This is a genomic window from Stutzerimonas kirkiae (assembly GCF_004327335.1).
Lineage (GTDB): Bacteria > Pseudomonadota > Gammaproteobacteria > Pseudomonadales > Pseudomonadaceae > Stutzerimonas > Stutzerimonas kirkiae.
In genome coordinates this window covers 1-25,195 of sequence record NZ_QJUO01000045.1, presented here as the reverse complement: position 1 = coordinate 25,195, position 25,195 = coordinate 1, and the positions used below count along the sequence as shown (strand labels likewise).

The window sequence follows — 25,195 nt, the reverse complement described above, 5'->3', positions numbered from 1 at the left end:
CTCCAGGTCACCCCGCTGGAGCCGACCCTCGGCGCCGAGATCGGCGGCATCGACCTGGGCCAGCCGCTCGGTACGCAGCAGCGCGATGAAATCCATACCCTGCTGCTCAGGCACAAGGTGCTGTTCTTCCGCGACCAGCACCTGAGCAGCGAGCAGCAGGTCGCCTTCGCCCGCCAGTTCGGCGAGCTCTATGTCCACCCCACTACCCGCCGCGAAGACGAGCGGCTACCCGCCGCGCACCTGATCCTCGCCAGCGAGGCCCGGGAAGCCTACGGCGATGCCCGCAAGGGCCGCTGGCACACCGACACCAGTTGGCTGCTGAAGCCCACTTACGGCGCCGTGCTGCGCGCGGTATCGCTGCCGCGGTCCGGCGGCGACACCGTCTGGGCCGACAGCGGCCTGGTCTACCGGGGGCTGCCGGAAGACGTGAAGCAGCGCATCGACCGCGCCTACGTCACCCACGACTTCCGCCATGCGCTGGACCCGATCGACTACGCCTACCCGGTCATCGCCCACCCGCTGGTGCGCACCCACCCGCAGACCGGCGAGGACGCGCTGTTCATCAACTTCTCCATGTCGCCGCAGATCCTCGGCTGGTCGCTGGAGGCAAGCCGCGAACTGGTGGCCCTGCTGCTCAAGGCCTTCAGCAACCCGGAATACCAAGTGCGCTTCAAATGGAGCGAAGGCGCGGTCGCCTTCTGGGACAACCGCTCGACCCTGCACTACCCGGTCTACAACTACGGCGACTTCCCGCGGGTGATGGAGCGGGTACTGATCGCCGACGACGATATCCCCCATCGCGTGCGCCGGGCAGAGGCACGGGCATGAGCCGCCAACTGCACCTGGCACTGTTCCTCACCCATGCCGGCAGCCATCTGGCCGGCTGGCGTCATCCGCTGGCGGAGAACGGCAACGCCCTGGATATCCGCTACTACCAGCGCCTGGCCCAACGCGCCGAGGCGGCGAAACTGGACCTGCTGTTCGTCGCCGACAAGCTGGCGCTGGACGATATCCACGGTGGCGACTTCGAGGCCGCCGTCACCTGGCGCCCCAGCGGCAGCCCGGAACCGCTGGCGCTGCTCTCGGCGCTCAGCGTGCTGACCGAGCGCATCGGCCTCGGCGCGACCATCTCCACCAGCTATCACCAGCCGTACCACGTGGCCCGCCAGTTCGCCACCCTCGACCACTTCAGCGGCGGCCGCGCCGCCTGGAACGCGGTGACCTCGGTGAACGACGGCGAGGCGCGCAACTTCGGCCTCGAGCGGCACCTGGGCCACGCCGAGCGCTACACCCGCGCCGGCGAATTCATCGAGCTGGTGCGCACGCTGTGGGACACCTGGGAAGACGACGCGCTGATCGTCGATAAAGCCAGCGGGCGCTATGCCGACGCCAGCCGCATCCACTATGCCGACCACCAGGGCGAGCACTTCCGCGTGCGCGGCCCGCTCAACCTGCCGCGCCCGCCCCAGGGCCACCCGGTGCTGATCCAGGCCGGCGTCTCCGGCACCTTCCAGGCACTGGCCGCGAGCAATGCCGAGGTGATCTTCCCGGTGCAATCGAGCCTGGAAAAGGCCCGGGCCTTCTATCGCCAGTTCAAGCGGCAGGTGCTCGACGCGGGCCGCCAGGCCGATGCCGTCAAGGTGCTGCCCGGCCTCTACCCGATCGTCGCCGACAGCGACCAGCAGGCCCAGGACCTGGCCGGCGAACTGGACGAGCTGATCCAGCCGCTCGCCGGCCTGGCCTTCATGTCGGCGAGCATGAACTACGACCTGGCCCAGCACGATCCCGAGGCGCCGGTGCCGGATATCCGCGACTTCATCCAGGGCAGCAAGGGCCGCTTCGACGTGGTCATCGGCAACGCCATCGAGGCCGGCTGGAGCCTGCGGCAACTGGGGCGCTGGTACGCCTCCAGCCTGGCCTTCGCCAAGCTGGTCGGCTCGCCGAAAAGCGTTGCCGAGCAGATGGAACAATGGCTACAGGAAGACGCCGCCGACGGTTTCGTGGTGATGCCGCCCTACAGCCCCGGCGGCGCGGAACGCTTCCTCGACCAGGTGGTGCCCGAACTGCAACGGCGCGGCGTATTCCGCCGCGAATACCAGGGCAGCACCCTGCGCGAGCACCTGGGGCTGCGCGTACCTGCTCCCTCCCGGATCAAGGCTCGATGAACGACAGCAACTCCGTCATCCAGCACCTGTTCGAGCAGAACCATACCTGGCTGCGTTCACGGCTGCGTGCACGCACCGGCTGCCAGCAGCATGCCGAAGACCTGGCCGCGGAGACCTTCCTGCGGGTGCTGAGCATGCCGGCGCCGGAACGCATTCGCGAACCCAGGGCGCTGCTCACCACCATCGCTTACCGCCTGCTGTATGAAAGCTGGCGCCGACGCGACCTGGAAAAAGCCTACCTGCGACTGCTCGCCGGAACAGCCGAAGAGGTCCAGCCCTCGCCGGAGGAACAGTTGGAACTGATCGATCGCCTGCTACACCTCGACCGGCTGCTCAACGGACTACCGGGGCAGGCGAAAGCGGTATTCGTCTGCAGTTTCGTCGAAGGCCTGACCTACTCGCAGATCAGCCAGCGCCTGGGACTGTCGGTGACCAGCATTCACCGCCTGATGGCCAGCGCACTGCATAACTGCTGGGAGGCCCTGGCCGATGAACGCTGATAGGGATAACAGCCTCGAACAAGTCATTGCCTGGCTGGTGCACTTGCAATCGGGCGAGTTCGATGCCGCGCAACAGCGCGAACTGGATGCCTGGTGTGCGGCAAGCCCGCGCAATGCACAGACGCTGCAGCGGCTACGCAACGGCTTGGCGCCCCTGGCCAGCACTGAGCTGCGGCAGCTTCCCGGCGATGAGTTGTTGAAGATCGTCCAGGCACCGTCGAGCCGCCGCCAGTTCCTGCGCGGCGGCTCGACCCTGCTCGGCCTCGGTGCCAGCGGCGCGCTGCTGGAACGCATCGCACGGGTTGGCCCGGCACTGCCCGGCGACCTCTATACAGGAATCGGTGAGCGACACACCTGGTGGCTGCGGGACGGCAGCCGCCTCGACCTCAACGCCCGCAGCATCGCCCGCCTCGACAGCCATGCACCCCGGCACCTGAGCCATAGACAGGGCGAGTTGCTGCTACAGGTCAACCGCGACGCATCACCGTTCCTGTTGCGCAGTATGGGCCGCACGCTGCATCTGGATCACGGACGCTTTCTGCTGCGCCAGGAAGGTGACCGGCTTCGTCTGATCACCTTCGAGCAGGGGGCCCGGCTGGTCAGCACGCAACACAGCCAGCATGCACTGGCCGCCCGGCGCAGCCTCCTGTTCGACCACCAGAGGATTTACAGCGAAACGCCTTCCAACAACCAGGAAACCGCCTGGTTGGATGGATGGCTGGTGTTGCGCAATCATCCACTGTCGCGGCTGGTGGATTCACTCGGCGCCTATCACTATGGGCTATTGCGTATCAGCACAGCCGCCGCCCGCCTGCGCGTCACCGGCCGCTACCCGCTCGACGACGTGCCCCGCTGCTTGGACCTGCTGGCCAGCGGCCTGCCGCTAGCCATTCAGCGCACGCCATTCTTCACCACCATCGACCTCACCTAGGGTCTGTTGACGTTTCTCTTTAACTCATTGATTCAGATGGAAATATATTTCAAATCTAGCCCTCCGAACGGGCTTCTTCGAGGCACAAGCGGACAGCCGAAAAGCGCTTGAGGCTGGAGGCTGAACGACCGGCACACGGCGCCAGCTCTTTCGTCCAGCGTTCAGCCATTAGCGCTTTCAATCGAAAGCCGAAGGCCGCTTGTGCCTCGATCCGGCAATCCATGCCGAAACGTCAACAGCCCCTAGCAGGCCGTTGGAAAACGTTGGCGAGGTAGCCAGCGCAAGGCAAAAACAGCCCCCAGAAGAACGATGAAGTGTCTTGAGTACGGGAACCCCGCGAATAGCTCACGGCTAAAGCCCCGCTGACAGCCACAGGGCTGTCGCCCCACCCTGCAAGCGTCCGGCCCTGGCCCCGTTATATCCATTGAACGAAATCATCTAATCAAGCTGGAAAATTTTCCCACGTCGTTGCTCAAGGCAGTCACCAACTCCCCATAAGGAACATCGACGTGCCCTTCACTCTACGGTCTACCCTGCTGAGCTGCGCGCTGTTGCTGGCAACCCCTGCCATGGCCTCGACCAGCCATGCGCAAACCCTCGAAACCACGTTCGCAGTCCCTGCCGGCAGCCTGGAAAATGTGCTGCTCGGCCTCTCGCAGCAGAGTGGTCAAGCCATTTCGGCCGATCCGCAATTGCTGGAAGACCTGCGCAGCCCAGCCATTCAGGGCTCGTTTAGCCTGGAACAAGCCGTCGGACGCGCACTCAGCGGCAGCGGTCTGGAGCTACGCAGCAACGCATCGGGAATTACCATCGTACGCCACGTAGCTCAAACGCCCCGGCAGGCCGACCCGCGCCTTGACGCAGTGGTGGTAACCGGCAACCGCGGTAGCGAGCTGCGCACGGTTGCCAGCAGCCCCTCGCCCATCGATGTGATCACCTCGGAAAAACTGCGGGAGAGCGGTGCGACCTCGATGCGCGATGCCCTCAAACGCCTGATCCCTTCATTGAACGTGCAGCATGCCGCTAGCAACTCCCACGAAAGCGTGTCACGCCCGGCCACCTTACGCGGTCTGTCGCCCTCGCACACACTGGTGCTGGTCAACGGCAAACGCCGTCATGCCAGCGCGATGATCAACGCGTCGCGGGAATCGACACTGGCCAACTCGGTGGATCTCGACCTGATTCCACTCAGCGCCATCGAGCGGGTCGAAGTGCTGCGCGACGGAGCTTCCGCCCAGTACGGTTCGGACGCCATCGCCGGGGTCATCAACATCGTCCTGAAACAGCAGGACCATGGCGGCCAGGCGATCAGCAAGGTGGGGCAACGCGCATCCGGCGATGGCCAGCAGCTCTACCAGAGCCTCAACAGCGGCTTCTCGCTGCCCGCTGACGGCGTCTTCAATCTGTCCCTGGACGCTCGCTCCAACCAGTCGGCCAGTATCGCCGAACGGGCCAGCGGCGCCTTCTACGGTATCGACGGCGTCAACAGCGACCCACGCGACGAGACGGTCGGTCGCCACGTATTCGGTGGCGGCCTGCCCAAGATCAAACAGGTCAACGTGGCCTACAACGCCGAGCTGCCCATCGATGACGACCTGACCTTCTATTCCTTCTCCACCATCAGCCAGCGTGACGGCTGGATCGGCGCCAACTTCCGCCGCCCCAATGCCACCAGCAACGGTTCGAGCAACTCGGCGAACAACGTGATCGAACTGCGGCCCGATGGTTTCACGCCCTACTACCGCGCCAAACAACTCGACTATCAGTTGGCCGCCGGCTTCAAGGGCGGCAGCGAGGAAGGCTGGCAATGGGATGCCAGCAGCACCTACAGCCGTGACAAGCTGCGTCACGAGCAGGAAAGCCTGAACGTCTCCCTCGGCCCCGACAGCCCCACCCGCTTCCACCTCTACGACTCGCGCTTCGACCAATGGAGCAACAACCTCGATTTCAACCGTGCATTCGACGTGGGCCTGGCCAAGCCCCTGCAGTTCGCCTATGGCTTCGAGCATCGCTACGAACATTACCGCACCGAGGCCGGAGATCCGGCTGGCTGGGCAGTAGGCAACTACCAGATACGTGGTGTACCAGGCGTTGCCGGGGTGCAGGCCGCCACCACGGTGTCCGACCAGCAGACAGCGGATATCGACCGCGACAGTTTCGCCGGATACCTGGATCTCGGCCTGAACCCGACGGAACAGCTCTATATCGGGCTGGCCGCCCGCTATGAAAGCTATCGGGACGACGCCGGCGACAGCTTCAGCGGCAAACTCTCGAGCCGCTATGAATTCGCCCCCCAGCTGGCCGTACGCGCCACCCTGAGCAATGGCTTCCGCGCCCCGTCGTTGTCGCAGACCGCACACCAGCAGAGCTCCAGCGCCAACTACACGATCAATGCGCAGACCGTGCTGGTCACCTCGTCGAACATCGCCGTCGATTCGGGCCTGGCCCGCGCCCTCGGCGCCGAGGGGCTGAAACCGGAGAAGTCCACTAATTTCAGTATCGGCCTGGTCTGGCAACCGACCCCGGCCACCAACCTGAGCATCGATGCCTATCAGATCCGCATTCGGGATCGCCTGGTGCTGACCGGCTTCATCCGCGACAGTGGCAACGGCAGCTACGAAAGCCTGCTGGCGAACTACGGATACGCCCCGAACACCTGGGTGCGCTTTGCGACCAATGGCCTGGACACCACCACCAGCGGCCTGGATCTGGTGTTCGACCACAGCCGCAATCTCGGCAGCGCTGGCGACCTCAAACTGGGCCTGGCGCTGAACCTCAACACCACACGCATCGATGACGTCAAGGAAAGCCCTGCCGCCCTGGTCGGTTCCGGCAATGTGCTGCTGGATCGCACCGCACGTTCCTACTTCACCAGCGTGTATCCGAAGAACAAGCTGATTCTCAGCGCCGACTACAACCTTGGCGCGTTCAGCCTGCGTGCGGCACTGACCCGCTACGGCAAGCACACCGACGTCAGCAGCGAGTCCCATTACTACGACGTGGAGTATCCGGCCCAGTGGATCACCGACCTGGAACTGGGCTGGCGTTTCAACGAGCAACTCAGTGTCGCCCTCGGCGCGCAGAACCTGTTCGACATCGACCCGCCGTCGAAGGGCTACGACCTCACCAGCAACCCGGCCGGCTTCCCCTCCACGGGTAGCAACCCCGCCTACGACCCTTACGGCGCCTACTACTACGGCAGCCTGACCTACAACTTCTGACTCGGAGCCCCCATGCGTCGCAGAGAATTCAACCTGCTCCTCGGGCTGGCAGCCGCCAGCCCCTGGCTGTCATCCGCCACTGGTGCCCTGGCCGCGTCCAGCCTGCGGGTCGGCCGTTACAAGGGCGACCTGTCCTATTCCTTCGAGGCCGCCGGTGTATCGCTGCCCTATCCGGTCAGCTACTACGTGGGCGGCGCGCCCATTACCGAGGCCCTGGCCAGCCAGCAACTGGATCTGGCCGGGATGAGCGAGATACCACCGGTTTTCGCCCTGCCCTCCAATACCACCTACAAGCTGGTCGGGGTGATGAAGATGCCACCCGCCACCCAGGTGATCCTGGTGCCGGAGAAGTCGTCGCTCGAACAACTGGCCGACCTGCGCGGCAAGCGTATCGGCTACGTGCGCGCGACCACCTCGCACTTCTTCCTGCTGCAGGTGCTCAAGGAGCAAGGACTGAGCTGGCAAGACGTGCAGGCGATCAACCTCACCACCCAGGATGGCCTGTCGGCCTTCCAGAGCGGCGAACTGGATGCCTGGTTCATCTACGGGGTGTTCGTCCAGTTCGCCAAATTCCGCCTCGGCGCGCGGCTGCTGAAAGACTCGGCCGGCTACCTCTCCGGCAACTATCCCTACGGGGTGACCAATGCGGCCTGGGCCGATCCAGTACGCCGCCAGGCGGTACGCGCCTACCTGGACGCCATGCGCGAGACCCTGGCATGGGTGGGCGCCAACCCACAGCAGTGGGCCGAACTCAACGGCAAGCTCACCAATGTCCCGGCCGCCTATTACCTCGACCAGTTGGACGAACAGGGCCAACTGGGCCGTCTGCAACGGCCGGACCACACCAGCATCCAGTCCCAGCAGCAAGTGGCCGACGCGCTCTTCGCCGCCGGCGCCATCCCCCGGCAGGTGGATGTCAGCCCACTCTGGGATCTCGATTTTCTTGCCTGAATCCAGGAGCCCCATATGCCTCACACCATTGACCTGAAAGCCGCACCGTTCAACCTCGACGACCAGGCCATCGCCTGGGTACGCCAGACCCTCGGGCGCCTGAGTACGCGGGAGAAGATCGGCCAGTTATTCACCCTGGCCTCGCGCAGCAACCGCCTGCTCGACCAGCGCGAGCTGCTCGGCTTCGCCCCGGGCGGCATCTTCCGCCCCGTGCGCGGCAGCCTGGAAGATATCTGGCGCGCCAACCGTTTTCTTGCCGACAACAGCGAACTGCCCCTGCTGATCAGTGGCGATATCGAAGGCGGTGGCGCCAGCTACCTGCATTGCACGCCCCTGCCCAACCCCCTCGGCCTGGCCGCCGCCGACGACCCGCACCTGTCGGCCAGGGTGCTCGAGGTCATGGCAGGCGAAGCCCGGGCACTGGGCTACAACTGGTCCTTCACCCCGCTACTGGATATCAACGCACGCTTTCGTAGCGCCATCGTCGGCACGCGCTCATACGGCAGCGAACAGCGGCGCATCCTCGAACAGGCACGCCTGCACGTCGACATACTCCAGCGCCACGGCATCGCCACGGCCGCCAAGCACTGGCCCGGCGAAGGCTTCGACGATCGCGACCAGCACCTGGTCGGCACCGTCAACCCGCTGTCCTGGGAAGACTGGCAGGCTACGTTCGGCACGCTGTACCAGGCGTTGATCGATGGCGGCGTGCTGAGCGTCATGTCGGCGCATATCGCCCTACCCGCCTACATCCGCCGCCACCTGCCCGATGCCGGGCGCGAAGCATTCCAACCCGCCTCCGTCTCCGCCCTGCTCAATCGGCGCCTGCTGCGCGAGGAACTGGGCTTCAACGGCCTGATCGTCTCCGATGCCACCGGCATGGCCGGACTGACCAGTTGGCACAGCCGTGCCGAGCTGGTGCCGGCCGTGATCGAATCCGGTTGCGACGTGTTCCTCTTTACCCAGGAAAACCCCAGCATCGATTTCGACCTGATGTACCGAGGGCTGCGCGAAGGCCGGCTGAGCGAGGAACGCCTGGAGCAGGCAGTGGCCCGCATCCTGGCGCTCAAGGCACACCTGGGCCTGCATCGCGACCCGCGCCCGCCGATCGCCCTGGATGAACTGCGTCACGTCCTGCAATCCGCACCGCACCGCGCGGTCGCCGAAGAAGCGGCAGCGGCCAGCATCACCCTGGTCAAGGATCGCCAGCGACTGTTACCCATCAGCCTCGAGAAACATCGTCGCATCGTGCTGGCCAGCGAAGGCGTGATCGGCCACCCGACTCAGTTGAGACCCGACTTGCGCATCGCCGAGTTGCTCGCCGAACGAGGCTTCGAGGTGAGCCACTACGATCCTCAAGATCCACCCAGCCGGGACAGCAGCGACCTGCTGATCTATGTACTCGCCGAAGAGTCCTCCACCGCACGCGCGCACATTTATCTCAACTGGCAACGCATCCACGGCGGCAACATTCGCGACAGCCTGCGCCGCCACTGGCATGACTTGCCAACGCTGGTGATCTCCCTCGGCCAGCCCTACTATCTGTACGACGCGCCACTGATACCAACCTACATCAATGCCTACAGCGCCATCGAGCCCGTGCAACGCGCCTTGATCGCCAAGCTTCTGGGCGAGCAGGCATTCACCGCAGGCGACCCGGTGGATAGCTTCTGTGGGCGGGAAGAAGCCCGCTACTGAGGAATCCTTCAGCGTGTTTACCCTCCCGGAAATCAGCGCCGGGAGGTCTGGCCGGCAGGATGGGTTGAGCGTGTTATCCATGTATCCCGGCAGCACACGCAGTGATACCCATCATCGATCGCCCGATGGGTATCGTCGCGATGCTCCTCGTTCCCACCTGCGCACTGCCGCCCTTAAATATAAAAATAAAGAATCTTATATATAAATATTTATAAATTATTGGCAATGAAAAAGCCCGCCTGCCTAGCATCCATTCCATCTGCAAACGCACGAACCGGAAGAGGATTCCCATGTCACACCTGCACCTCGGCCTGCTGTTCAACTCGCCAGGCAACGATCCAGCCGCTCCCCAACGACCGAGCGACCTGGGCTACTACGCAGAAACCACGAGACTGCTGGAGCGGGCCCGGTTCGACTTCGTGATGGTCGCCGACGTAGCCTTCCAGGACCGCGTCCACCCGCAGCCGCCGCGTCCTGAGCCGATCACGCTGTTCTCGGCGCTGGCGGCGCTGACTTCCCATATCGGCCTGGTACCGACCCTTTCCACCAGCTTCACCGCGCCCTTCAACCTGGCGCGCCAGGTGCTCTCGCTGGACAACCTCAGCGCTGGCCGCGCCGCCTGGAACGTGGTCACCTCCAGCGCCGGGGCGGACAACTTCGGCGACACCCCGCTGCCGCCGCACAGCGAACGCTACCGGCGCGCCCTCGAACACGTCGAGGTGGTGCGCAAGCTGTGGGACTCCTGGGAGGACGACGCCATCATCCAGCAGCCGGGCCAGCGCCCCTGCGCGGACCCGGCCCGGGTGCATCCTATCGACCATCGCGGCGAGTTCTACCAGGTCGCCGGGCCGCTCAACGCCGCCCGTTCGCCCCAGGGCCACCCGGTACTGTTCCAGGCCGGCTCGTCCGAGGACGGCAAGGCCTTCGCCGCGCACTTCGCCGAGGCCATCTACACCGCCCAGCACCATATCCCCGAGGCCCGGCGCTTTCGCGACGACGTGCACGCCCAGGCCCGCCGGCTGGGGCGCAACCCGGCCCATATCAAGATACTGCCCGGCCTGAGCACGGTGATCGGCGAAAGCGATGCGGCGGCGCGCCAGCTCAACGAGCGCATTCTCGAAGGTTTCGGCAGCGACATCTGGGCCGCCCTGAAGGCCCAGCTCGGCGGCATCGAGCTGGGCGACCTGGACCTCGACCGCCCGCTACCCCTAGAGCGCCTGCCCGAGGTGCTGTCCATCGAAGGCCGGCAGAGCCGCTACGCGCTGTTCCGCCAGTTCGCCGTACAGCAACGCTGGCCCCTGCGCCAGTTGCTGGAACTGCAGGGCGGCTCGGCCGGCCACGGGCGCGTGGTCGGCAGCCCGGAACAGGTCGCCGGCCATATCGAACAGTGGTTCCGCCAGGGCGCCAGCGACGGCTTTATCGTCATGCCCGGCCAGGGCGCGGACGGCGCCCGGCTGTTCGCCGAGCAGGTGGTGCCGATCCTGCAGAAGCGCGGGCTGTTCCGCCGCGACTACGCCAGCGACACCCTGCGCGGCCATCTCGGCCTGCCGATCCCGCACAGCCGCTACGCCGCGCCGTTGGAACGGGCCATCCGCTAGCAGAGCGGTGCGCACGGCGCACGCTACCCGTGCCCGGGGCCACCGCAGCCGTGCGTCATTCCCCCGTAGGGTGCATGCGCACCAATGATGAGAGTGCGCCATGCGCACCAACGATAACGATACCGATAACAGAAGAGTCCTTGCATGCATCGCCATCCGCTTACCCTGGCCATCGCCCTCGGCACCGGCCTGTCGTACCTGGGCAGCGCCCAGGCCGCCGCAGACAGCGACACTACCCTGGAAACCGTGGTGATCGAACAGCGGAAACTCACCCCGGCCAAGGCCGCCGAACAGCGCCTGCGCAACATTCCCGGCGGCGCCAGCGTGGTCTCCGGCGCGGAAGTCGAGAAAGGCCGCGCCGCGCCCCAGGACATCTTCGCCTACCAGCCCGGCGTGTTCGTGCAGAACGTCGGTGGCAACGACGGCATCCATGTGTCGATCCGTGGCTCGGGCATCCTCTCCAACGTCGGCAATATGCCGCTGGGGCTGAAATATCTGTTCGACGGCCTGCCGCTGACCGGCCCCGGCGGCGCCTCCTACGAACTGTTCGAGCCGCTCGGCCTGGACCACACCGAGGTGCTGCGCGGCGCCAACGCCTTCGACTACGGCGCGCTGTCCCTCGGCGGCGCGGTCAACTTCGTCAGCCGCAACGGCCTCGACAGCCCCGGCAGCCGCCTGCACCTGGAGGCCGGCAGCTTCGGCTACCACAAGTCGCAGCTCGCCAGCGGCGGCGTGCTCGGTGCCGCCGACTACTACGTCAACTTCACCGAGTCGCGCCGCGATGGCTTCCAGGACCAGACATTCAAGAAATCCCGTGGTTTCAGTTCCAATTTCGGCTACCGCTTCAGCCCGGACCTGGAAACCCGCCTGTACCTGCGCTACCGCGAGGAATACCACCAGGCCTCCGGCGCGCTGACCCGCGCCCAGTTGCGCCGCGACCCGGAACAGACCAGCGCGGCGCTGCGCGCCAACCGCAACCTGGTGGACAAGTACGGCTCGTTGCAGGTCGGCAGCCGCACCACCTGGCAGATCGACGACACCTCCAGCCTGGAGTTCGGCCTCGGCTACTACAAGCTGCCGCAACGCCTGAACAGCTACGGCAGCACGCCGAGCAGTTCGGACTACCGCGACGCCAGCCTGAGCCTGCGCTACACGCGCAACGACGAAGTGTTCGGCCTGCCCAGCGAAAGCACCCTCGGCTGGTTCCACACCCAGCAGACCACCGGTCGCACCGACACCTACCGGCGCAACGTCGACGGCAGCCTGGAGAAGGTCAAGTACAACCGCTACAAGGGCTCGTTCGACAATGTCTTCGCCTTCGGCAACAGCCTTGGCCTGACCCGCGACCTGAAACTGCTCAGCGGCCTGTCGGTGATCCAGGTCAGGCGCGACATCGCCATCGAACACTCGGCGGCGCCGATCAACGCCGGCTACCAGGGCTCGAGGGTCTACGACGAATGGAGCCTGGCGCCGCGCCTGGGCCTGACCTGGCAGGCTACGCCGGGCCTGCAACTGTTCGCCAACCTCAGCCGCTCGCTGAACCCGGCGGCCACCTGGCAATATTCGCCGTCCACCTTCAGCACCCGGGTCAACTTCGTCAAACCGCTGGTGGACCAGAAGGCCAACACCCTCGAGTTCGGCCTGCGCGCCAATGGCGAAGGCTACGACGCCAGCCTGGCGATCTACCGGGCCTGGGTGAAGGATGAACTGCTGAACGTGGAAATCGAGCCGGCCAGCCTCAGCCAGGATGCCCTGGTCACCGCCTTCAACGGCAGCCCGACCATCCACCAGGGCGTCGAGGCGAGCCTTGTCAACACCCTCTGGAGCGGTGGCGGCAACCGGCTGTCGCTGCGCCAGGCCTACACCTTCAACGACTTCCATTTCCGCGACGATGAGGTGTTCGGCAGCAACCAGTTGCCCGGTGTACCGCGCCACCTCTACCAGGCCGAACTGCGTTTCGAGCAGGCCGCCGGTTTCTACGCCGGCCTCAGCGTCAACGCCGCTTCCAGCTACTACGTGGACTTCGCCAACAGCTTCAAGGCCGACGCCTACGCCCTGCTCGGCGCGCGCCTGGGCTACGACAGCGGCCAGCGCTGGTCGCTGTTCCTCGACCTGTCCAACCTCACCGACAAGGAATACGCCTCCGGCAACGCCACGGTATACGACGCCAGGGGCAACGACGTGGCGGTGTTCTACCCCGGCGACGGCCGCGCCGCGGTGGCCGGCGTGAGCTACGACTTCTGAGGAACCGAGCATGAGCAAGCAACTGAAACTCGGCGCCTTCCTGTTCGCCCCCGGCAACCATGCCGGCGGCTGGCGCCACCCGCACGCCCGGCCGGAAACCGACATGGACTTCGCCGCCTACGCGCACCTGGCGCAGACCGCCGAGCGCGGCAGGTTCGACACGCTGTTCTTCCAGGACAGCGCCGCCGTGCCCGCCGACACCCTGGCCGATGGCGGACGCACCGGCTTCGCCCGTGCCACCTACCTGGAGCCGCTGTCGCTGATCGCCGCGCTGGCGCCGCTGACCCGCCATATCGGCCTGATCGCCACCGTCACCACCAGCTACAACGAGCCCTACCACGTGGCCCGGCGCATCGCCAGCATCGACCATATCAGCGGCGGCCGCGCCGGCTGGAACCTGGTCACCTCGCAGATCGAGGACGAGGCCGGCAACTTCGGCCTCGATGCACACCTGCGGCATGCCCAGCGCTACGCCCGCGCCGAGGAATTCCACGACGTGGTGCGCGGCCTCTGGGACAGTTGGCAGGACGATGCGCTGGAACGCGACAAGCAGGGCCGCTACTTCGACCCGGCCAAGGTGCATCGCCTCGACCACCAGGGCCAGCACTTCCGCGTGCGCGGCCCGCTCAACGTGGCGCGCGCCCCCCAGGGCCACCCGATCGTGTCCCAGGCCGGCGCCTCCGAGGCTGGCCGCGAGCTGGCGGCGCGGACCGCCGACCTGGTGTTCACCGCCGCCCTGACCCTGGAGGAAGCCCAGGCCTTCTACCGCGACGTCAAGCAGCGCGCCCGCCGCCATGGCCGCGACCCGGACCACATCAAGATCCTCCCCGGCCTGCTGCCCATCGTCGGCCGCAGCGAGGAAGAAGCCCGCGCCAAGCACCAGCGACTGCTCGACCTGCTGCCCGACGACCTCGGCATCAAGCCCATCGCCCGCCTGGCCGGCGACCTCGACCTGACGCAATACCCCCTCGACGGCCCGCTGCCCGAACTGCCACCGAACAACTCGGCCCATGGCCGGCAGCAACTGCTGGTCGATCTGGCGCGCCGGGAAAACCTGACGATCCGCCAACTGGCCCGCCACTTCGCCTGCGCCGGTGGCCACCAGGTGGTCTACGGCACGCCGCAGACCATCGCCGACCATATGCAGGCGTGGCTGGAGAACGAGGGCGCCGACGGTTTTATCATCCAGTTCCCGTTCTTCCCCGCGCCGCTGGAGGAGTTCGTCGAGCAGGTAGTGCCGGAACTGCAGCGCCGGGGCATCTATCGTACGCAATACGAAGGCGCCACCCTGCGCGACAGCCTCGGCCTGCCACGCCCGGCGCATCCGGCGGAGGTGGCGCGATGAAGTCCTTTTGCCTGCGCTTCTTGGGCTACCCTGCTCGTCGACAGCACTTGTCAGGCAGTGCACAACAGAACTCCCTTCTCCCCTTGCGGGAGAAGGGCTGGGGAAGACACGAGGGGCCAGGGTATGACACCGTTCAGCCTCCTTCTCCCCAGCCCTCTCCCGCGAAGGGAGAGGGGGAATGGCCCAAGTCGGAGAGATGTGTCCACACCGTAGCCCGCGAGGAGAAAGGGAGAAAGGCCCGCCGATACCTGCCCCTGGCGACAACACTGCCGTTCATCGCTGCCCTGCTGGCGGCGCTGCTGCTGGGCGGCTGCGAACGGCAGAACGCCAGCGTGCCCACGGCCAGCGCCGGCGAGCCGGACCTGTCCGGCGTGGTGCTACGGGTCGGCGCGCCGAACAAGATCGGCAACCGTCCCTATCTGGAGGCCGCCGGCGAACTGGACGACCTGACCTACCGCATCGAGTGGTCGGAATTCTCTGCCACGCCGGCGCTGCTCGAAGCGCTGCGCGGCGGCAATATCGACCTCGGCGGCAATGGTGGTGCCACCGCGATCATCTTCGAGGCCGGCAACAACGACGCCAGCGGCCTCAAGGTGGTCGCCTCCGGGCGGCCAGTGGACGGGCCGCAGCAGGCCGGCAGCGCCGCGCTGCTGGTGCGCGCCGACTCGCCCTACCACTCGATCGCCGACCTCAAGGGCGCGCGCCTCTCGGTTATGAAAGGCTCCGGCACCCAGTACCTGCTGGGCCAGGTGCTCGACCGGGCCGGCCTCGGCTTCGACGACATCCAGTTGCTCAACCTGAGCAACGACGCCGCGCTGGCGGCGCTGCTGGCCGGGCATATCGACGCCTGGGGCATCTGGGACCCGCAACTGAGCGTGTTGCTGCACGCGCGCGACGACCTGCGCCTGCTCGGCTGGGTCGGCAAGCGCGAGGACAGCTACGCCATCCAGTACGCTTCCGCCCAGGCCCTGGCCGACCCGGCCAGGCGCGCCGCCATCGAGGATTTCCTGGCACGGCTGGCGCGCGCCAGCGTCTGGGTCGCCGCGCATCCCGACGAATGGGCGGCGCTGAGCGGCAGGCTGGTGCGGGTCGACCCCGTGGTGATGCGCCAGATCGGCGAACGCACCCGTACCCGGTACGGGCTAACCACCCCGCAACAACAGGCGCTGGAAGACGCCTTCGCCGCCGAGGCCGACTACTGGCACGCCCAGGGCACCATCGCCCGGCGCCCGGGCATCGCCCCGCTGTTCGACCACAGCTTCAACCCGGCGATGTTGGCTGCGACCCGTGAAGCCCGCGAACGCCTGGACAACCCCTGAAGCTTATGAAGGGCAGTTGGAAACCATAAGCTGGAAGCCGTTGCAGGGTGCATCGCGCGCAGCGGGGTGATAGCACCGCACCCTACGGGAATTCCGCTTCCGGCTTCCGGCGGCCTCTAACCACGAGCGGCCTTACCGCTTCGCATCGAACACCTCATCCAGGCTACTGGCATCGAGGATATTTTCCGCCCAGCGTTCCAGCTCCGTGGTTTCCGCCAACTGGACGCGCGCCAGGGTACTGCCGTCCAATTCGCCAAAGCGGCGTGCCAGCAGTTTCAGCAAAATGGCCTGGGTACCGCGCGCCATACCTTGAGTCATACCTTGCAGCACGCCCCGCTCCAGCCCCTGGACGACACCCTGCTCGAACCCTTTCTGCTGCGCCTTGCGCTCGAACGAACTGACATAAGGCATGATGGCCCCCTGCTGTAGTTGGCTGATGCGTTCATCGTAGTAGTCGCCGGCCTCGGCCGGCAAGGCCACCATCCACTCCAGGAAGATCACCAGGCGACCGATCAGATCGCGGTCCAGGCGCTGGCGGATGGCCAGGCGGTAGAAGGCGACCAGGTTGTCGGCGCGCTGCCGGCCATCGCGGATCAGCTTGGCGCTGAGCTGGGCGGCCACCAACAGGGCGAACGGATTGTCGCTGTGCAGCAGCTTGTCCATATCCGCCTGGAAGTCCAGCAGCTTGCAGGTGCGAAAGCGAAAGGTGACGCCGCTACCAGCGAAATGGCAGGGAAAGCGTTCGGGGCGAAAGCCCCGATCGGTGTCGGTCAGCACCGCCAGGCTGATCACCGCCAGCCGGTAGCGCTCGCGGATACGGCTGTAGTAGCGGTACATGCGCTCGGCGAAATCCCGCTCCGGCGTTCCCTGCACCTCGGTATGGACAAGCAGCCAGCGTTCCTCGCCATCCAATAGCAGCACCCTGGCCAGCTTGTCGACGTAGCGCCGTCCGCTCTCGGCATCGCCGGTGATCTTCTGCAACTCCTTATCGAGAAAAAGCGGTGGCTGGCGCCAGTCGACCAGGGCCTCGATATCCGGGAAAAGCAGTTGCAGGAAAGGCTGGAAGAACACTTCCAGCGCTTCCTTCCAGGGAGAGTCGTGGTCTTCGTTCATGATGCGCCGCAGCCGATTTCCGTCTGGCCACCAAACTGCAGGTGTCACGCGCAAGATGAAAGGTCAATGGCACGGAAGTGTGAGGTCAGTCACAGGACAAGGCTCCGATTTGTGACGCACTCCAGGGTTTGGCCTTTGGGCAACACTCAACGGAAAAATCGGACAGGCCAGAGCACCCGCGATCGTCAACCGATATCGCTGGTGTGGGGAGCCAGGGCAATCGCGCCATGAAGCCTTCGACAACAAGCGCTGGAGGCTGTAAAGCCGGACGTAGAAGCGTTGGTTTCGGACAGACGACGAACTGCTGTTCGTCCAGCCTAAAGCCTTCCTGCGCTGTTTTCGGCCTTCTGGGCACGTAGCACGATGACCCTGCTGAACGGCCTCAGAAGCGTGATTGCCACTGCAGTAGCAGCGCATGGTTCTGCGCACGGCTGCCTTGTTCCCCGCTGTAGCCGAGGCCCAGGCTCTGCCGCCGGCTGATGCCGAGGTCTACGCCGGCCTCCAGCAACAGGCTGTCGCGATCCAGGGCCGTGCCTTCGACACTGAAGGCGCTGCCGCCGCTGAGGAAGGTCTGCCGTGCACTGCTGTCGACATCGCCATAGGTATGCCGCCAGCCGACGCTCAGGCGCGGGGTCAGGCTCATGCCGTTGTCCAGGGTGCCGAGGTGGGCCAGGCGCACGCCCAGGGTGGAACTGAAATTGTCCTGCTCCTGGCTGTCGACGCGCAGGGCGGCGGCCCCACCTTTTTCTCGGTAGGCCTCATGGCTGTAGCGCTGGTAGCCGATGGCGGCGAACGGCTCGCTGAGCAGCCGGCCATGGGCCATCTGATAACCCAGTTCGGCGAAGGCCTGCTGGCTGTCGGCATCGTAGTCGCCACGCAGGCGATCGCTGAAACCGGCGAATTCCACCCGGCGCTTGCTGCTGTTGTCGTGACGGCTGTAGGCCGCCCCCAGGCGCAGGGCCAGGGGGCCGCTCTGGCGCAGGGCATAGACGCCCAGGTGCAGGCTGTCGATATCGCTGGAGGCGCCGGGGCCGGCATCGACATCGGTACGCCCATAGCCACCCAGCACACCGAGGCGCCACGTCGCGTCCAGCGCCCAGTCGGCACCGAGCACGGCGCCTCGGGTGTCCTGGCTGACCGCGTGGGCGCCGTTGCGACCATCGACCTTGCCGTGGCTGCCCAGCCCCTGTAGCCAGAGACGGCCCTCGGCACGAGGATCGTTGAGGGTCCGGGCAGAGCTCGGCACGCCAGTGGCGGCAAGCTGCGGAGCGTCTTCACGCAGCAGCGAAGCCTGCAGATTGCTGGCGCCGCCCATCTGCTGAATGGCGCCGAGCATGCTGCTGCCGACCCGGGCGCTGCCCGCAAGGCTGGCGCTCATCAGGCTGGCGTTGCTGCTCGCGCTCAACTGGTCGATGGCGTTGGCGGCATTGCCGCTGCTGCTGGTCAACACCGCGTTGTACAGCGTGCCGCTGCCCAGGGACTCCAGCGCACGGGCCGCGCCCCTGCCATTGGCGGTGTACGCCAGGTCGGCGAAGCCACGGTCGTTGCGCGCCAGGGTCAATTCGACGCTCTGCGCGCCGTAGCTCAGGCTCGGAGTGAGGAAAGCCAGGCTGCTGGTGACATCGGCAAAGGTGCCGGTAACGCTGCCGTCGGCCTGCAGCACCTTGTAGCTGCTCTGCAGCGGGTAATCGCCCGAGATCGCGTCGATGCGCAGGTTGGCGCCGTTCAAGGCGGCATTGCCGCCGATACTGGTAGTGTCACTGTCGCCTTCGGCGCTGACCGCCAGCGCCAGGGTCGAACCGCTGGCCAGATTCAGGTCGCCGTCGACCCGGCCACCGCCAAAGGTCGCACCACTCTCGACCTGAACATCGCCGCGCAGGGTACCGAGGTTGAACAGGCTGGCGCCGGCGTAGATACGGGTGTCGCCACTGAAGTCGTCATTGTCGACACGCCAGCTACCGTTGCGCACATCGAGGTTTTCGAAATTGATGCTGGCGCCGAAACTGCCGCCCAGGGCATCGTCGAGCACCAGGCTGTCGTTGCCGGCACCACCGTCGACCTGGCCGACGAAGCGTGCCGTGGAGAGCACGGTCAGGCTGTCGTCGCCCGCGCCGAGATCCACCGCCAGCCCATTGAGGCCCTCGATCAGGCCGGCGTTGCTCAGGCTGTCGTTACCGCCGCCCATCTGCACGGCGGCGCCCGCGGTGGTGCTGTCCAACTCATCGACACGCAGGGTTTGCGCACCGCCGAGGATGACACCGCTGGCCTGGTTGATCAGCACATCGTCGTAGTCGCCTACCAGGCCGACGCCGACCTTGTCGGCACCGGTGATGTTGCCCGCGTTGACGATACGTGCGACACCGCCATTGGCCGCCGGGGCGCCATCGGCATCCACGGTGCCGCGCCCGCTGGGCGCCGAACTGCCGTTGGCGCCATCGTCGATGAGGATGCCGGCGCTCTGGCCGAAGATCGAGGCGCCCTCCATATTGAGGATGGTGCCGCCGCCAGCAGCGATACCGTCGCCGCCATTGGGGCGACCGCCGGAGTCCAGGCCGCCAGCGCCCAGGCCTTCGATGCGGCCATGGTTCTCGATATAGGCGATACCGTCGATATCCACGCCATCGCCATCGCCGTTGGCGATGGTTTCACCTAGGCCTTCGTGATCGTAGATATTGCCTTCCCCGGCATAGCGGCCACTGATGGTGCCGTAGTTGAACACCACGCCATGGCCATCCAGGCCGACGCCAGAACCGTTATTGCCGACGATAGTGCCGTCTTCGTAGTTGATGATCACCGGGTTGGCGATCTGTACGTCCTCGACGATTTCATCGCCGATCTGTTTGGCGAAGGTCACCCCATTGCCGTCCGCGGAGCGCACGATCAAGCGCTCCAGCCCGAGCAGGTCGCTATCCGCATCGGCCGCCAGCGGATCGCCGCCATCGATACCATGGCGTGGCCCCTCGATGCTGCCGTGGTTGAGGATAGCCACGTTGGCGCGCTCGTTCTCGATGGCCACGCCATCAGCGGCGGAGTAATCGTTCTCGCAGAGGTCGCTCATGTAGCCGGGGCAACTGGTATTGACCTCTCCAGTGGAAAAGATCCGCCCGTAGTTGGTCAGGGTGAACTGGTTGCCCAGGCGCAAGGCATCGTTGCCGGTCGAACTGATCACCGCATCGCGGTTGTCCTCGGAGCCGTTGATGATCTGGTTGCCGCTGGTGCTGTAGGCGGCATCGGCCTTGATCGCCCGCTCGCCATTCACCGAGACGCCGCTCTGGGAGATGGTGCCCTGGTTGTCGATGATGTACTGGCCGCCGGTGCGGTTGAGGCGAATGGCCACGTTGCCGACCGCATCGATGGTCGCCCCCGCCTGGTTGCTCAGGGTGAAGAGCGGGTTGCCGTTGTTGGCATCAATGGCGCGGGCGCTGCCGGTCTGGCGGATCTCGCCGGCGTTGGTCAGCGTCGTTTCGCCGGCGCGAATGGCCACGGCGACACTGCCATCCGCGACGCTCAGCACGCCGCCGCTGGCAACGCTGCCGCTTTCCCCGGCGTTCAGCGTCTTTCCATCGCTATCGGAAGAGCCGGTTCCGACACTGAAACTGGCGCCGAAAACCGGGCCGGCAATGGCGGCCTGCAGGGCCAGAACGAGGGGAAGCGGGTGGAGACGGAAAGTGTGCGACATCACGGGCACCAGTCTTTGGGTATGTAAGGCCAGCGACCATACCCACAGGATGTTACGGCGATTTGACGGTGCGGGGGCTGGCTCCAGGACGAGGGCGTCACGCGCCGAACGAGCGCGCCGGAGGCTGGGCGAAAGAACGTGGCAGTTCGTGTAGTTCGTCCAGCCTTCCAGCCTCCAGCGCCTTTGTCGAAACGAATTGCCGGCGGATGTCGGCATGGTACGCAGCCCTGACGCGCCATCGCCACAGCGATGCCATCGCGCGCATTATTATTAAAAGTTGAGATAATATATAAATATGAATATATGTTATTTGCATGAAACCAATAGCCCTCCTACTCTCGAAGCACTTGCCGAGTCGTGCATATCAAGGCGCCCGCATTCCCGCGGCAGCCTCCAAGAGATGAACAGGAGCCCCTCAACATGAGTCTCGAATTTATCGGCCTGATCGGCCCGCAGGAAGGCAGCGAATCCCAGGCCCCACGTGGCCCCATCGTCGACGTGGAATTCGTCAAGGCATTCGCCCAGGCACAGGAGTACGGCGGCTTCGACAAGGTGTTGCTGGCGGTCAATACCAGCGCGCCGGATTCGCTGGTCCTCGCCAGCTACGCCGCCGCTCTGACCAAGCGGATCGGCCTGCTGGTCGCCCATCGCCCCGGCTTCCAGGCACCGACCTTCGCCGCCCGCCAGTTCGCCACCCTCGACCACCTGAGCCAGGGCCGCGCCGCGATCAACGTGATCACCGGCGGTGACAGTGGCGACCTGCAGCGCGACGGCGACTTCCTCGACAAGGACGCCCGCTACGCCCGCACCGACGAATACCTCGACATATTCCGCAAGACCTGGACCAGCACCGAGCCCTTCGACCACCAGGGCGAGCATTACCGCATCGAGGACAACCTGACCCTGGTCAAGCCGCTGCAGAAGCCCTACCTGCCGATCTACTTCTCCGGCGCCTCGGACGCCGCCGTGGAAGTCGCCGCCAAACACGCCGACGTCTACATGATGTGGGGCGAGCCGGTCGAGCAGATCCGCGAACGCATCATCAAGGTACGCAAGGCCGCCGCCAGGTATGGCCGCGAGAAGCACATCCGCTTCAGCCTGTCGCTGCGGCCGATCCTCGGCGCCACCGAGGAAGAAGCCTGGGCCCGCGCCGAGCGCATCCTCGCCGACGCGCAGGAGCTGGTCCAGTTGCGCAAGAACACGCGCCGCGAGAAGAACTTCGGCAAGAGCAACATCGGCTCCGAGCGCCTGGTCGAGCTGGCCAGCCAGCGCAAGGTGCACGACAAGCGCCTGTGGACCGAGATCGCCGCGCTGACCGGCGCCGCCGGCAACTCCACCTCGCTGGTGGGCACGCCGGAACAGGTCGCCGAAGCCGCGCTGGACTACTACAACGTCGGCGTCAGCACCTTCCTGTTCCGTGGCTTCGAACAACTGCGCGACGCCGTGGAGTACGGCCAGGAGCTGCTGCCGCGCATCCGCGCGCTGGTCGAGCGCCAGGAAAAGGCCGGCAAGCTCCAGGCCGGCTGAGCAACGGCCCCACGGTGCGCGCGGTGCCCCCTACCACCCTGGATGTGCGTAGGGCGCGCCGCACGCAGCGGAGACAATCCGAGCGCCATGCGCAGCGACGGGACGGAGTCCGAGCATGCCCCTGAACAGACGAGAAACCCTGGGCCTCCTGGCCAGCGGCGCCGCCCTGCTGGCAACGCGCCCACTCCTGGCCGCACGGGAATCCACCACTGTGAACGAAACGCCCCTTCCACCCTTCGCCAACCTGCTGGAACTGGAAACACTGGCCGCCCAGGTCATCCCCAAGCCAGCCTTCGACTATATCGCCCGGGGCGCCGGCGACGAGCAGACCCTGCGCGAGAACCGCAGCGCCTTCTCGCGGGTCTTCATCGACCAGCGCGTGCTGACCGGCAAGACCGTACAGGGCCTGGATACCAGCATCCTCGGCAGCCGCCTGGAATCGCCGCTGGTGGTCGCCGCCATGGCCGCCCACGGCCTGGCCCACGCCAGCGCGGAATCCGGTACCGCCCGGGGGGCCGCCGCCTACGGCACACTGTTCGGGACCAGCACCGTCTCCACCCAGAACCTCGAACAGGTGGCCACCGCCAGCAACGGCGACAAGTGGTTCCAGTGCTACCTGACCCGCGACGCCGGCTTCAACCGCGAGCTGCTGCAACGGGCGCGGGCCGCCGGCTACAAGGCCATCGTACTGACCGCCGATGTCACCGTCGGCGGCAACCGCGAGCAGGACCGGCGCAACGGCCTCAGCCTGCCGACCCCCGGCAACTTCCTCGATCGCGAGGGCCGCCCGCGCGCTATCGAGCGCGCCTTCGACAGCCACCTCGGGCCGGACAGCCTGGACTTCGTGCGCCAGCACAGCGGCGGCCTGCCGCTGATCCTCAAGGGCGTCACCACCGCCGCCGACGCCCGCGTGGCGCTGCACCACGGCGTCGATGCGATCCAGGTCTCCAACCACGGCGGGCGCCAGTTGGACGGCTCGCCGGCAGCCTTCGACTCGCTGCCCAGGGTGGCCGCCGAAGTGCGGGGCCAGGTGCCGATCATCTTCGACAGCGGCATCCGCCGTGGCCTCGACGTGTTCAAGGCGATCGCCGCCGGCGCCGATGTGGTGGCCGTCGGCCGGCCCGTGCTCTATGGCCTGTCCCTGGGTGGCTGGCAGGGTGTGCAGGCGGTACTGGAGCGCCTCGACAACGAGCTGCGCACGGTGATGCAACTGGCCGGCGCCGCCACCCTCGCCGATATCCGCGCAACCCCACTACTGAACGTCAACGCCTCCCCCCTACAGCAAGGAATCCGCTCATGAGCACAACACGCCAACTCCACTTCGGCGCCATCCTCACCGGTGTCGGCACCGCACAGCACGAATGGCTGCACCCGGCCATCCCCGGCGACGCCAGCATCGACATCGACTGGTACCGGCAACAGGCGCGCGCCGCCGAGGCCGCCGGCTTCGACTTCGTGTTCATCGTCGACAGCCCCTACATCACCCCCGAGTCGGCGCCGCACTTCCTCAACCGCCTGGAACCGCTGACGCTGCTTTCGGCGCTGGCCGGCGCCACCGAAAAGATCGGCCTGGTCGGCACCCTGACCACCTCCTACACCGAACCCTTCAACGTCGCCCGCCAGTACGCCTCACTGGACCATATCAGCCATGGCCGCGCCGGCTGGAACGTAGTCACCACCGGGCTGGAGGGCGCCGCCGGCAACTTCGGTCGCGAGCGCCATATCGACCATGGCGAACGCTATCGCCGCGCCCGCGAGCACGTCGAGGTGGTGCAAGGGCTGTGGGACTCCTACGAGGACGACGCCTTCCCCCGCGACAAGGCCAGCAAGCGCTTCCTCGACCCGAGCAGGCAGCATCGCCTGGAGCACAAGGGCGAGTTCTTCCAGGTCGCCGGCCCGCTCAACATCTCCCGCTCGCGCCAGGGCCAGCCGGTGATCTTCCAGGCCGGCGTGTCCGAATCCGGGCGCACGCTGGCCGCCGAAGTGGCCGAAGGCATCTTCGCCGGCGTGGACAACTTCGACGATGCCCGCGAGTTCTACGCCGACATCAAGCGCCGGGTGGCCGAGGCCGGGCGCAACCCGGAGCATGTGCTGCTGTTCCCCGGCATCGACCCGATCATCGCCGACAGCGACGAACAGGCCCAGGCCATCCTGCGCGAGCGCCAGGGCGAGCTGGACCTGAACAAGGCCCTGGTGCAACTGGGCCGCCCGTTCAACTACCACGACTTCAGCCAGTACGACCTCGACGCGCCCTTCCCCGACCTCGGTGAGCTGGGCGTCAACGGCTATCGTGGCCACGCCGAACGCATCAAGCGCATCGCCCGCGAGCAGAAGCTGACCGTGCGCCAGGCCGCCCTGCGCTTCGGCCAGCCGTTCTCCAGCTTCGTCGGCTCACCACAGACCGTGGCCAACGAGATCGAGCGCTGGTTCACCCAGGGCGCGGCGGACGGCTTCAATATCCACGTCGGCCCACCCGAGGACTTCGCCCGCTTCACCGACCAGGTACTGCCGCTCCTGCGCGAGCGCGGCCTGTTCCGCGGCGATCTCGCGGGCGACACCCTGCGCGCCAACCTGGGCCTGCCGGTGCCGCGCAACCGCCATGCGGTTGCAGCCGAACGAGCGGCGCTCGCCCGGGCACAGCCACTGGCGTCATAAGCTAGCTGTAAAGCAGTTACACGGCGACTTGAAGCCCTGCAGCACTCACACCGGCGGTTACTGTCGTGCACGTCAGAGATTGCCGGTGGAGATGGTTCCAAAGGAAAAAAGGGAAAAAAGGGAAAAAAGGGGACAGATTTATTTTTCGGAATTATTCCTGGGCCTGCCCTGACCTCGCAACTCTACCCGTTGTCCTTGGATTTTCTCTATCTCGTCTACAAAGCGGGAACTCCCGGTTAGCTGCCCTCT

Annotated in this window: 16 protein-coding genes and 1 pseudogene; 14 read left to right on the top strand and 3 right to left on the bottom strand. The window is 66.1% G+C overall.

Annotation, left to right across the window (positions count from 1 at the left end; all coding sequences use genetic code 11):
• The 11 genes from DNJ95_RS17920 to DNJ95_RS17870 form a co-directional block, all read left to right on the top strand.
• Window positions 1-828: TauD/TfdA dioxygenase family protein (locus tag DNJ95_RS17920; RefSeq protein WP_131186083.1), on the top strand; the 828-nt coding region annotated here is incomplete at its 5' end.
• Window positions 825-2,165: an LLM class flavin-dependent oxidoreductase gene (locus DNJ95_RS17915; protein WP_207388781.1), complete on the top strand. Its 1,341-nt coding sequence runs from the start codon at window positions 825-827 to the stop codon at window positions 2,163-2,165. The genes DNJ95_RS17920 and DNJ95_RS17915, both read left to right, overlap by 4 nt.
• Window positions 2,162-2,665, top strand: coding sequence for a sigma-70 family RNA polymerase sigma factor (locus DNJ95_RS17910; protein ID WP_131186082.1), 504 nt, complete (start codon window positions 2,162-2,164; stop codon window positions 2,663-2,665). The genes DNJ95_RS17915 and DNJ95_RS17910 overlap by 4 nt, the downstream gene beginning before the upstream one ends.
• On the top strand, window positions 2,655-3,596 hold the full coding sequence (locus DNJ95_RS17905; protein WP_131186081.1) for a FecR family protein: 942 nt from the start codon (window positions 2,655-2,657) through the stop codon (window positions 3,594-3,596). Before DNJ95_RS17910 ends, DNJ95_RS17905 begins: the two co-directional genes overlap by 11 nt.
• A 509-nt stretch (window positions 3,597-4,105) precedes the next feature.
• Window positions 4,106-6,817, top strand: coding sequence for a TonB-dependent receptor domain-containing protein (locus DNJ95_RS17900; protein ID WP_131186080.1), 2,712 nt, complete (start codon window positions 4,106-4,108; stop codon window positions 6,815-6,817).
• A gap of 12 nt (window positions 6,818-6,829) precedes the next feature.
• On the top strand, window positions 6,830-7,768 hold the full coding sequence (locus DNJ95_RS17895; protein ID WP_131186079.1) for an ABC transporter substrate-binding protein: 939 nt from the start codon (window positions 6,830-6,832) through the stop codon (window positions 7,766-7,768).
• Window positions 7,769-7,783: 15 nt separating this feature from the next.
• The gene (locus DNJ95_RS17890; protein WP_131186078.1) at window positions 7,784-9,466 is read left to right on the top strand and encodes a glycoside hydrolase family 3 protein; all 1,683 of its coding nucleotides are present in this window, start codon (window positions 7,784-7,786) and stop codon (window positions 9,464-9,466) included.
• A gap of 290 nt (window positions 9,467-9,756) precedes the next feature.
• A complete protein-coding gene (locus DNJ95_RS17885; RefSeq protein WP_131186077.1) occupies window positions 9,757-11,064 on the top strand; it encodes an NtaA/DmoA family FMN-dependent monooxygenase in 1,308 nt (435 codons plus the stop codon).
• Window positions 11,065-11,208: 144 nt separating this feature from the next.
• Window positions 11,209-13,308 carry a TonB-dependent receptor family protein gene (locus DNJ95_RS17880; RefSeq protein WP_131186076.1) on the top strand — a complete coding sequence of 700 codons (2,100 nt, stop codon included), beginning with the start codon at window positions 11,209-11,211 and terminating at the stop codon, window positions 13,306-13,308.
• 10 nt (window positions 13,309-13,318) lie between these two features.
• Window positions 13,319-14,653, top strand: a complete 1,335-nt coding sequence (locus tag DNJ95_RS17875) for an LLM class flavin-dependent oxidoreductase (RefSeq protein WP_131186075.1) — start codon at window positions 13,319-13,321, stop codon at window positions 14,651-14,653.
• 332 nt (window positions 14,654-14,985) lie between these two features.
• Entirely contained in the window at window positions 14,986-15,972 is a 987-nt protein-coding gene (locus DNJ95_RS17870; RefSeq protein WP_242671995.1) for an ABC transporter substrate-binding protein, read from the top strand.
• A 132-nt stretch (window positions 15,973-16,104) separates the two neighbouring features.
• Here DNJ95_RS17870 and DNJ95_RS17865 read toward each other — a convergent pair whose 3' ends face one another.
• Together DNJ95_RS17865 and DNJ95_RS17860 are read right to left on the bottom strand one after the other, a co-directional pair.
• Entirely contained in the window at window positions 16,105-17,085 is a 981-nt protein-coding gene (locus tag DNJ95_RS17865; RefSeq protein WP_131186073.1) for a DUF4351 domain-containing protein, read from the bottom strand.
• A gap of 382 nt (window positions 17,086-17,467) precedes the next feature.
• Window positions 17,468-20,764, bottom strand: coding sequence for an autotransporter family protein (locus DNJ95_RS17860; protein ID WP_242671996.1), 3,297 nt, complete (start codon window positions 20,762-20,764; stop codon window positions 17,468-17,470).
• 420 nt (window positions 20,765-21,184) lie between these two features.
• Between DNJ95_RS17860 and DNJ95_RS17855 the strand changes: the two genes are divergently transcribed.
• The 3 genes from DNJ95_RS17855 to DNJ95_RS17845 all read left to right on the top strand — a co-directional run bounded on the left by DNJ95_RS17855 (window position 21,185) and on the right by DNJ95_RS17845 (window position 24,946).
• Window positions 21,185-22,291: an LLM class flavin-dependent oxidoreductase gene (locus DNJ95_RS17855; RefSeq protein WP_131186072.1), complete on the top strand. Its 1,107-nt coding sequence runs from the start codon at window positions 21,185-21,187 to the stop codon at window positions 22,289-22,291.
• Between the two features lie 115 nt (window positions 22,292-22,406).
• On the top strand, window positions 22,407-23,591 hold the full coding sequence (locus DNJ95_RS17850; protein WP_131186071.1) for an alpha-hydroxy-acid oxidizing protein: 1,185 nt from the start codon (window positions 22,407-22,409) through the stop codon (window positions 23,589-23,591).
• Window positions 23,588-24,946, top strand: a complete 1,359-nt coding sequence (locus DNJ95_RS17845; RefSeq protein ID WP_131186070.1) for an LLM class flavin-dependent oxidoreductase — start codon at window positions 23,588-23,590, stop codon at window positions 24,944-24,946. Before DNJ95_RS17850 ends, DNJ95_RS17845 begins: the two co-directional genes overlap by 4 nt.
• A 138-nt stretch (window positions 24,947-25,084) precedes the next feature.
• Here DNJ95_RS17845 and DNJ95_RS19600 read toward each other — a convergent pair.
• A pseudogene (locus DNJ95_RS19600) lies at window positions 25,085-25,195 on the bottom strand (transposase); the annotation flags it as partial.

Excerpts from the sequence above, each read along its gene's own strand:
- DNJ95_RS17915 (WP_207388781.1), top strand. The coding sequence starts at position 825 with ATGAGCCGCCAACTGCACCTGGCACTGTTCCTCACCCATGCCGGCAGC.
- DNJ95_RS17910 (WP_131186082.1), top strand. The coding sequence starts at position 2,162 with ATGAACGACAGCAACTCCGTCATCCAGCACCTGTTCGAGCAGAACCAT.
- DNJ95_RS17905 (WP_131186081.1), top strand. The coding sequence starts at position 2,655 with ATGAACGCTGATAGGGATAACAGCCTCGAACAAGTCATTGCCTGGCTG.
- DNJ95_RS17895 (WP_131186079.1), top strand. The coding sequence starts at position 6,830 with ATGCGTCGCAGAGAATTCAACCTGCTCCTCGGGCTGGCAGCCGCCAGC.
- DNJ95_RS17890 (WP_131186078.1), top strand. The coding sequence starts at position 7,784 with ATGCCTCACACCATTGACCTGAAAGCCGCACCGTTCAACCTCGACGAC.
- DNJ95_RS17885 (WP_131186077.1), top strand. The coding sequence starts at position 9,757 with ATGTCACACCTGCACCTCGGCCTGCTGTTCAACTCGCCAGGCAACGAT.
- DNJ95_RS17880 (WP_131186076.1), top strand. The coding sequence starts at position 11,209 with ATGCATCGCCATCCGCTTACCCTGGCCATCGCCCTCGGCACCGGCCTG.
- DNJ95_RS17875 (WP_131186075.1), top strand. The coding sequence starts at position 13,319 with ATGAGCAAGCAACTGAAACTCGGCGCCTTCCTGTTCGCCCCCGGCAAC.
- DNJ95_RS17865 (WP_131186073.1), bottom strand. The coding sequence starts at position 17,085 with ATGAACGAAGACCACGACTCTCCCTGGAAGGAAGCGCTGGAAGTGTTC.
- DNJ95_RS17860 (WP_242671996.1), bottom strand. The coding sequence starts at position 20,764 with ATGTCGCACACTTTCCGTCTCCACCCGCTTCCCCTCGTTCTGGCCCTG.
- DNJ95_RS17855 (WP_131186072.1), top strand. The coding sequence starts at position 21,185 with ATGAGTCTCGAATTTATCGGCCTGATCGGCCCGCAGGAAGGCAGCGAA.
- DNJ95_RS17850 (WP_131186071.1), top strand. The coding sequence starts at position 22,407 with ATGCCCCTGAACAGACGAGAAACCCTGGGCCTCCTGGCCAGCGGCGCC.
- DNJ95_RS17845 (WP_131186070.1), top strand. The coding sequence starts at position 23,588 with ATGAGCACAACACGCCAACTCCACTTCGGCGCCATCCTCACCGGTGTC.